This is a genomic window from Nocardiopsis sp. NPDC055824 (assembly GCF_053616335.1).
Genome location: NZ_JBSHDN010000243.1, coordinates 1 through 8656, shown reverse-complemented (window position 1 = coordinate 8656; position 8656 = coordinate 1). Strand labels below are relative to the sequence as shown.

The following is an 8656-nucleotide window of genomic DNA, read 5'->3' as shown; positions in this document are numbered from 1 at the left end:
GGGGGGGCCCCCCGGGGGGGGGGGGCGCCGCGCCGGGCGGGTCCGGGGGCGCGGTCAGCGCCGACGGGCGACCGCGTACCCGTACTGGTCGGGCCAGCGCGAGGCCCCGCCCAGCTCCTCGGCCGCGCGGTGGGCCCAGTAGGGCTCGCGCAGGAGCTGCCGCCCCAGGAACACGGCGTCGGCGCGGCCCGAGGCCACGATCTCCTCCGCCTGGGCGGGCTCCAGGATCAGGCCGACCGCCGCGGTGGGCAGGCCGGTCTCCTGGCGCACCCGTTCGGCGAAGGGGACCTGGTAGTCGGGCGCGGCGGGGATGGAGGCGTCGTGGACCATGCCGCCGGTGGAAACGTCGAGCAGGTCCACGCCCCTGGCCTGGAGCTCCTTGGCGAGCCGCACCGTGTCCTCGGCGGTCCAGCCCTCCCGGGCGTCGTCGGCGTTCTCCGAGAGCCAGTCCGTGGCGGAGGTGCGGAAGAGCACCGGCAGGTGCTCGGGCCAGACGGCGCGTACGGCGTCGACCACCTCCAGCGGGAACCGCATGCGGTTCTCCAGGCTGCCGCCGTAGGCGTCGGTGCGGTGGTTGGCCGCGGGGGAGAGGAAGGAGTTGAGGAGGTAGCCGTGGGCTCCGTGCACCTCCACGACCTGGAACCCCGCGGCGAGGGAGCGCTCGGCGGCCGCGGCGAAGTCGCGCACGAGCTGCCCGATCTCCTCGACGGTCAGCGCGGTCGGCGCCGGGTGGTCGTGGAAGGGCTCGGCGCTCGGGCCGACCGTGGCCCATCCGCCGTCGGCGGGGGCGACGGGGCGGCTGCCGAGCCAGGGCTTGTCGACCGAGGCCTTGCGCCCGGCGTGCGCGAGCTGGATGGCGGCGACGGCGCCGTGGGAGCGGACGGCCGAGACCACCCGGGCGAGGCCCGCCTCCTGCCGGGCGTTCCACAGGCCCAGGTCCCACGGGCTGATCCGCCCGTCCGGGCGCACGGCGGTGGCCTCGACCATGACCATGCCGAGACCGCCCGCGGCCCGGTCGGCCAGGTGCGCCAGGTGGAAGTCGGTCGGCACCCCGGTGGCGGGACCCTCGGCCTCTGCTGAGTACATGCACATCGGAGACATCCACGCGCGGTTGGGAATCTCCAGCGACCTCAGTACGAGGGGGGTGAACAACGTGCTCACGGTTGGTCCTTCCCGTGGTGCGGGGTGGGACCCCGGCGGCGCCGGGGTCGGGAGCGGTCACGGGTTGACCGCCAACTCATACGATAATCATCGTATTACGATGGTTGTCAAACTACGATGATTCTCGTACTTTGTGGGTGGTGTCTCAGTGAGGGAGGCGGTCCTGTGGCCGACACGGCAGGGACGAGAAGGCCGGGACGCCGGTTGGAGCACCCGCGCGCCGGGGAGATCCGGGTGGACGCGGTCCTGCACGCACTGGCCGACCCGGTGCGGCTGCGCATCGTGCGCGACCTGGCCGACGGCCACGAGGACATGGCCTGCATCGCCTTCGCGCTGCCGGTGAGCAAGTCCACGTCCACGCACCACTTCCGCGTGCTGCGCGAGGCCGGGATCATCCGCCAGTACTACGAGGGCACGTCGCGGATGAGCCGCCTGCGCACCGAGGACCTGGAGACGCGTATGCCGGGGCTGCTCGGCGCGGTGCTGAACGCCGCACTCCTCGCCGAGCGCGAGGACGCGGCCGCCGTGCCGGCGCCCTCCGACGGGGAGCGCTGAGGGCCCGCCGGGGAGCGGAGCGGTGACCGGAAGGCGTCGCCGCCCACCCCCTCCGCCGTGATCTTGTACCTATAGCGAGGTTGGGCGCCGAGAACGTCTATAAGTACAAGATCATCCTGGTCAGAGGCTCTCGCGTCCCACCGGAAACGGTTTCGGTCGGCCCCTCGGGAGGCCGAACCGCGCCCGTCGGGCCACCGCTGCCGAACTGCGTCCGCCGCCGGACCGCGCCCACGCGACCGCCGGGCGGCGCCGGAGCCGCGCCGAGGGCCCGCCCGGGAGCGGCGCGGCCCCGGGAACGCGGAAGGCCGTGCGGAACGGATCCTCCGCCCCGCACGGCCCCCGATACCCGGCGCGCCCCCGCGCTGCCGGGTACGCCTGCCCCGATCCGCCCTCCGGTACCGGTGCCCGGCCCAGCTCACCTCACCGGAGGACTCCGGCCCCCGCGGCGACCAGGCGGTCGGCCAGTTCGGTCAGCCGCACGCCCGCGACCCGGGGGAGCAGCACGCCCTCCAACCGGTCGACGCGCTCGCGCCAGGCCTCCGGGACGGCCCGCTCGCCGCCGACCGCCCCGCACAGGGCGCCGACCATCGCCGGCATGCTGTCGGCCTGCCGGGGCAGGAGCGCCGCGGCCTGGAGCCCCGCGGCGAGGTCCCCGCCCACGAGGCGGGTGATCGCGAACGCCGTCGGCAGCGTCTCGGGGGCCACGCCCCCGTGGCTGTAGCGCGCCCGCCCGAAGGCGTCCACCAGGTCCGGCACCGCCGTGAAGGCGTCCGCGGCGCCGTCGACCAGCGCGTCGGCGCGGTCCAGCCCCCGCCCGAGCCAGCTGTCCGCGGGCACGGTCCGGCGGGCTCCCGCCAGCGCGATCTCCAGCGGGGCGCCCCCGGCCAGCGACGCCACGGCGTGGGCCATGGCGCGGGCCGCCCACAGCCCGTCCCGGGAGTGGGTGATGCTCGCGTAGTCCCCGGCCAGGAGGGCGGCGGCGTCCGCGTCCCCGGCGCGCAGCAGCCCGACCGCCACGGCCGCCGGGACCGCGGCGTCGTCCCAGTGCACGGGGTTGTCCGTGCCCGTCGTGGGAGGCACCGCGCCCCGCAGGGCGTGGACGGCCGCGCCGCGCTCGGCGACGCCGCACCACACATTTTCGGTGTCCACGTAGTGCGCGCGCCACAGCGCGAACAGCGAGGCGGTGTCGTGGGCCTCGGCCTCCAGCAGCACCAGGGCCGCCGTCGCCGCGGTCTCGGCGTCGTCGGTGCCGGACAGCGGGCTGCCCTCGTCGCCGCTCAGGGCGAAGGGCAGCAGCGGGCGCGAGACGCGCTGGGCGTCGAGCTCGGCGTTCTTCTGCCACAGGATGTCGCGCCCCCACCCGGAGCGGACACGCCGGTGGAACTGGGCGGGCAGGCCGAGGGCGTCGCCCATCGCGAGCCCGAGCAGGGCTCCGCGCGCGGTCTCAGAGCGCAAGGTCCACCTCCTGGTGGTGGCGCCCGGCGGCGTGCAGGGCGTCGGCGAGTTCGATGAGGTCCGTTCCTGCGGTGACGGTGACGCAGCGGCCGGAGACGCTCGTCACCTGCTCCCGCCAGTGCGCGGGGATGGCCGAGGCGCCGTGCAGCGCGCCCGCCATCGCCCCGGCCATGGCGGCGATGGTGTCGGAGTCGCGCCCGATGTTGACCCCGGCGAGCACGGTGGGGACGAATGCGCCGCGGGTGGCCGCGAAGAGCCCGAAGGCCAGGGCCACCGCCTCGGGGGCGGTGTCGGGCCACGGGTAGTGGAAGAGCGGGATCTGCGCGTACAGCTCCCGTTCGGCCGTGTCGGTGTCGGGGGCGGCCCCGGCGATCTCCAGGGCCCGCCTCGTGAGGCGCCCGGTCCAGGAGTCCGCGGGCATGGCCGCGAGCCCGGCCGCCACGACCTCGTCGGGCCCCTCGGCCACCAGGGCGACCGCCACGGCCGCGGCGACGGCCCGCGCGCCGTGGACGCCGTCGGCGTCATGGCTGACCATGGCGTCCTCGTGCGCCAGCCGGGCCGCCTCGGCCGGGTCGCCGGCGCAGAGGATCCCGACGGGCGCGACGCGCATGGCCGCGCCGTCGCTCCAGGACTCGTAGCTGTCGGCGCCGCTGACGGGGGGCCGCAGCCCGGCCCGCAGGTTGGCGATGGCCACCATCTCGCTGAACCCGGCGCCGTGGAACCCCTCGGTCTGGGCGAGGAGTGCTGTCCGCCACACCTCGGCGACGTGGTCGCCCGTGAGGCCGTGCCCGTGCGCGAGCAGCCCCCGGGCGCACAGGACGGCGTACTCGGTGTCGTCGGTGCCCGCGGCGTCCTCCTCGAGGAAGTCCACCACACGCCCGTGTGCTGCACGGATGGCATCGGGGGTCATGCCTTCTGTGGGTGCCCCCAGGGCGTCGCCGACCGCCAGGCCCACCAGGGCCCCGCGGCACCGATCACGAGTCACCATCGGCATCCTCTCACTTCGTTTTGCGCACAGCAGTTCGACGCGCTCCGCCGTGTTCCAACTGGTGAGTGGGGGAGGGGGATACTCGTCTTGACACTGCACACCGTTTTTGGCCACTATGAACCCTACCCTTTTGCAATACGTTTTGCATACGATGCGAATCGAGAGAGATGAGCAAGGAGAACAGGGCCGGCATCGCCGACGTCGCGGCGCGTGCGGGTGTGAGCATCACGACCGTCTCCCACGTCCTGAGCGGGCGGCGCCCGGTCAGCGACAAGACCAAGGCCAAGGTGCTCCGGGTCGTCCAGGAGCTGGACTACCGGCCCGACCCCTCGGCCAGAGGCCTGCGGACCGGACGCAGCGAGGCCGTCGCGCTGGTGGTCTCCGACGTCACCAACCCCTTCTACCCCCAGATGGCGGCCGGGCTCCAGGACGTGCTCCAGCCCCAGGGCTTCCTCATCTCGATCTGCAGCGTCCGGGAGAACTCCGAGGACCTCGACGCCGCCCTGCGCCACCTGCTCGACCGCAAGGTCGACGGGGTCGTCCTGGCGTCGCTGACCGCCCAGGAGCGCCACTACGCGGCGATCACCGACGCCGGCGCCTCCCTGGTCCGGCTGAGCGGTGAGCTCGACCCGCGCTTCGGCGACATCGTGCGGGCCGACGACACCGGAGGCATGGCGGACGCCGTCACCCACGTGCTCGAACGCGGGAACCGCAGGATCGGCTTCGTCAACGGGGACCCGGACACCGCACCGGGACGGCTCCGCCTGGCGGGCTACGAACGGGCCCTGCGCGACTTCGGGGTCGAGTTCGACGAGTCCCTCGTCGTCTCCGGCCCCTTCACCCGGGCCGGAGGGGTGGAGGGGGCCCACGCCCTCCTCGCGCTCGACCCGGCGCCCGAGGCCCTGGTCTGCGCCAACGACCTCATAGCGGTGGGCGCCCTGGACGCCGTCCGCGAGCGCGGCCTGAGCGTCCCCCGCGACGTCGCGGTCACCGGGTTCGACGACATCGAGGCGGCGTCGCTGCTGTCGCCCCCGCTCACCACCGTCCACAACCCCGCCCGGGAGATCGGGCGCACCTGCGCCCGGCTGATCCTCGAACGCCTCTCCGAAGGCCCCGCCCAGGGGGCGCGCGAGGTCGTCCTCCCCCAGAAACTCATCGTCCGCGAATCCACCTGAACACCGTGCACGATCCAAAGGATCCCCTGTGACCCACCACCTTCCTCGCCGTGACGCCTTCAAACTCGCCGGAGGGGCCCTCGCGGGCGCCTGGCTCCTGACCGGGTGCGGCGGCTCCGGCGGGGGTTCCTCCGCCATCGACTACTGGGGCGCCTTCCCCACCCCGGAGACCGAGGAGTACTTCCGCACCCACTTCATCGACACGTTCAACGAGTCGTCGGAGCGCCAGGTCAAGATGACCACCAAGCAGCTCACCAACCTGGCCTCGCAGACCGACACCGCCGTCTCCTCCGGCAACGCCCCCGACATCATCTACTCGCCCGGCCCGACGACCACGGTGTCCTACGCCCAGGGCAACCGCACGATCCCCCTGGACGACTACGCCGACCAGTACGGCTGGAACGACCGCCTGCTCCCCTGGGCGCAGCAGCTCAGCCGCGTGGAAGACGCCATGCAGTCCGTGCCCACCTCCTACGGCTCGCTGGTGATGTACTACAACCGCGCCGTCTTCGAGGAGAACGGCTGGACCCCGCCCACGACCAAGGCGGAGTTCGAGGCCCTGTGCGAGGACGCCGACTCCAAGGGGATCATCCCCGTCGGCGCCGGCAACAGCGGCTACCCGGCGCAGAGCGAGTGGTACCTCAGCTGCGTGCTCAACGCCGCCGTGGGCCCCCAGAACCTCTACGAGATCCTCACCGGGGACCGCGACTGGAACGACGCGGCCGTCGTCGACGCCCTGGAGACGATGAAGTCCCAGATCGACAAGGGCTGGTGGGGCGGCGGCGCCGAGCGCTGGTTCACCAACACCGACCCCGACATGTGCACCGGCATCGCCAACGGCGACGTCGCCATGTACATGAGCGGCACGTGGAGCTTCAGCTCCATGGGCACGTTCTTCACCGACTCCGGCAACGACCCGCAGGACTGGGACTGGGCGCCCCTGCCCTCGCTCGCCGAGGGCGTCGAGCCGGGCGTGTTCCCGATGGCGATCGGCACCGCCCTGTCCATCAGCTCCGACAGCAGCGACCCCGACACCGCCGCCGCCTTCCTGGACCACCTGGTCGGCGACACCTCCCGCTCCCTGGGCTACCTGGCCGAGCAGGGCGAGAACCCGCCGCCCGTCGCCTACGGCGCCGACGACTTCCCCGAGGGCATCGACCCGCGCGCCCAGCGCCTGTACGAGGAGATCCCCGCGTCGGACAACATCGGCTACGCCAGCTGGACCTTCCTGCCCCCGCAGACCAACACCGCGCTCTACACCGAGTTCGACGGCGTCATCACCGGCGACATGTCGCCGTCGGCGTACGCGGACTTCCTCAAGACCAGCTTCGAGCAGGAGCTGGGCGCCGGCGGCCTGCCGACGCCGTTCACTCCGCAGTAGAGAGAAACCGGAAACCCCACCCGATGTCCGTCGCTGTCACCGGGACGGGCGGGGCGGTCCGACCGCCCCGCCCCCCGGCCCGCAGGCGAGGCCCCAACCGCAGGCTCACGGGCCTGCTGTTCCTCGCCCCGCTCCTCATCGTCAACGTCCTCGTCATCGCCGGTCCGGCGATGATGTCGGTCGCGTACTCGTTCACCGACTGGGACGGGATCAACACCCCGGACTTCGTCGGCACGGCGAACTACGAGGCCCTCGTCGGCGACCCGGCCTTCCACCGGGCCCTCGGCCACAACCTGGTGTGGACGCTGTTCTTCCTGACGGTGCCCATGGGGATGGGCCTGCTCGGCGCCTACCTGCTCAGCCGCGTGCGGCGCGGGCGGACCCTGTTCCGCATCGCGTTCTTCATCCCGTACGTGGTCGCCACCGTCGTCTCGGCCGCCGTGTGGCGCCAGATCCTCAGCCCCGACGCGGGCATCGGCCCGGCCCTGGCCTCCTTCGGGGTGCCCTGGGTGGGCGACGTCAACGCCCTGGGCGACCCCGACCTGGCCCTGGGCGCGATCGCGATGATCAACAACTGGCAGTGGTGGGGCTTCCTGGTGATGCTCTTCCTCACCGCCATGCAGTCGGTCAACCCGTCGCTGTACGAGGCGGCCCGCCTGGACGGGGCCGGGAGGTTCCGGGAGTTCTGGCACGTCACCCTGCCCGGGATCCGGCCGACCCTGGTCTTCCTGTTCCTGATGACGATCATCTGGTCGTTCCTGGTGTTCGACTTCGTCTACATCCTCACCCAGGGCGGCCCGGCGGGTTCCACGGACATGCTCAGCACCCTGCTGTACCGCACGGCGTTCAGCGAGTCCCGGGCGGGCGTGGCCTCCGCCGTGGGCGTCGTCATGGCGGTCATCAGCGCCGTCACCATCGCGGGCTACCTCGTCCTGCGCCGCCGACTCCGATGGGAGGTGTGACCCCGATGCCCGCACGACCGACACGGGCCAGACGCGCCGCGCGTCTCCTGGACCGGGGGCGCCCCCTCACCTACCTGCTGCTGGTGATCCTCGCCGCGTACGCGCTGGGGCCCATCGTCGTCATGGTCTTCAGCGCGCTGAAGACCCCGGCGGAGCTCAGCACCAACCCGATGGGGCTGCCCGCCGACGCCGCCTGGGACAACTTCACCACCGCGTGGCAGAGCGCGAACATGGCCACCGGCCTGGCCAACAGCGCGGTCATCGTGTCCTGCACCGCCGTCGGCGTGTGCCTGATCTCGGGCGCCGCCGCCTACGCCATGGTGCGCCTGGACGTCCCCGCTCCCGGGGCGATCACGATGTACCTGCTGGTGGTGACCTCGCTGCCGATCCAGCTGTTCCTCGTCCCGCTGCTGTCGTGGTGGACGCGGCTGGGTCTGTACGACACCCAGTTCGGCCTCATCCTCATCTACTGGGCGATCTACAGCCCCTTCGCGACCCTGCTCCTGAGGTCCTACCTCATCGCCATCCCGCCGGACTACGAGGCGGCGGCCCGGATGGACGGCGCGGGGGAGCTCACCGTGTTCTTCCGGATCGTGCTGCCGCTCATCTGGCCCGGGCTGCTCACGGCGGGCCTGGTCGCGGGGCTCCAGGCGTACAACGAGTTCCTCCTGGCGGTGACGTTCCTCCAGGACTCCGAGGCGCTGCCGGTCTCGATCGCCCTGTACTCGTTCCAGCAGGGCTTCACCGTGAACCACGCCCTGGTGGCGGCGGCCGGCCTGATCATGCTGCTGCCCATGCTCGCGGTCTTCCTCGTCATGCAGCGCCGCTTCGTGTCGGGCTACGCGTCCACCGGCATGGCCAACTGACCAGGGGCCCCGCGAGGGGTCCCGAAGCCGCCGGATCCGCGCCCTCCGTCCTAGGGCACGGGTCCGGCCCCGGACGGCCGGGCGCCTCGGCGCCCGCCCGTCCGGGCAGCCCC

8 protein-coding genes are annotated in these 8656 nt (G+C 72.9%); 5 read left to right on the top strand and 3 right to left on the bottom strand.

Annotated features, from left to right (window positions below; all coding sequences use genetic code 11):
* Window positions 1-54 precede the first annotated feature (54 nt).
* Window positions 55-1161, bottom strand: a complete 1107-nt coding sequence (locus tag ACWGL3_RS28835) for an NADH:flavin oxidoreductase/NADH oxidase (protein ID WP_267949674.1) — start codon at window positions 1159-1161, stop codon at window positions 55-57.
* Window positions 1162-1326: 165 nt separating this feature from the next.
* Between ACWGL3_RS28835 and ACWGL3_RS28830 the strand changes: the two genes are divergently transcribed.
* The gene (locus ACWGL3_RS28830; RefSeq protein ID WP_267949675.1) at window positions 1327-1716 is read left to right on the top strand and encodes an ArsR/SmtB family transcription factor; all 390 of its coding nucleotides are present in this window, start codon (window positions 1327-1329) and stop codon (window positions 1714-1716) included.
* A gap of 420 nt (window positions 1717-2136) precedes the next feature.
* On the opposite strand, the gene ACWGL3_RS28825 is transcribed toward ACWGL3_RS28830, so the two are convergent.
* A complete protein-coding gene (locus tag ACWGL3_RS28825; RefSeq protein WP_267949676.1) occupies window positions 2137-3171 on the bottom strand; it encodes an ADP-ribosylglycohydrolase family protein in 1035 nt (344 codons plus the stop codon).
* On the bottom strand, window positions 3161-4159 hold the full coding sequence (locus ACWGL3_RS28820; protein WP_267949677.1) for an ADP-ribosylglycohydrolase family protein: 999 nt from the start codon (window positions 4157-4159) through the stop codon (window positions 3161-3163). Before ACWGL3_RS28820 ends, ACWGL3_RS28825 begins: the two co-directional genes overlap by 11 nt.
* 167 nt (window positions 4160-4326) lie before the next feature.
* Here ACWGL3_RS28820 and ACWGL3_RS28815 point away from each other — a divergent pair, with 167 nt between their 5' ends.
* Genes ACWGL3_RS28815 through ACWGL3_RS28800 form a run of 4 tightly spaced genes read left to right on the top strand, consistent with a single transcriptional unit; the run spans window position 4327 to window position 8543 of the window.
* On the top strand, window positions 4327-5334 hold the full coding sequence (locus ACWGL3_RS28815; RefSeq protein ID WP_267949678.1) for a LacI family DNA-binding transcriptional regulator: 1008 nt from the start codon (window positions 4327-4329) through the stop codon (window positions 5332-5334).
* A 28-nt stretch (window positions 5335-5362) separates the two neighbouring features.
* Window positions 5363-6715, top strand: a complete 1353-nt coding sequence (locus ACWGL3_RS28810; RefSeq protein WP_267949679.1) for an ABC transporter substrate-binding protein — start codon at window positions 5363-5365, stop codon at window positions 6713-6715.
* Window positions 6716-6738: 23 nt separating this feature from the next.
* Entirely contained in the window at window positions 6739-7677 is a 939-nt protein-coding gene (locus ACWGL3_RS28805; RefSeq protein ID WP_267949680.1) for a carbohydrate ABC transporter permease, read from the top strand.
* A 5-nt stretch (window positions 7678-7682) separates the two neighbouring features.
* Window positions 7683-8543, top strand: coding sequence for a carbohydrate ABC transporter permease (locus ACWGL3_RS28800; protein WP_267949681.1), 861 nt, complete (start codon window positions 7683-7685; stop codon window positions 8541-8543).
* Window positions 8544-8656 lie beyond the last annotated feature (113 nt).

Bases quoted from the DNA above. Each gene is read 5' to 3' on its own strand.
- ACWGL3_RS28820 (WP_267949677.1), bottom strand. From the start codon at position 4,159: ATGGTGACTCGTGATCGGTGCCGCGGGGCCCTGGTGGGCCTGGCGGTC.
- ACWGL3_RS28805 (WP_267949680.1), top strand. From the start codon at position 6,739: ATGTCCGTCGCTGTCACCGGGACGGGCGGGGCGGTCCGACCGCCCCGC.
- ACWGL3_RS28800 (WP_267949681.1), top strand. From the start codon at position 7,683: ATGCCCGCACGACCGACACGGGCCAGACGCGCCGCGCGTCTCCTGGAC.
- ACWGL3_RS28815 (WP_267949678.1), top strand. From the start codon at position 4,327: ATGAGCAAGGAGAACAGGGCCGGCATCGCCGACGTCGCGGCGCGTGCG.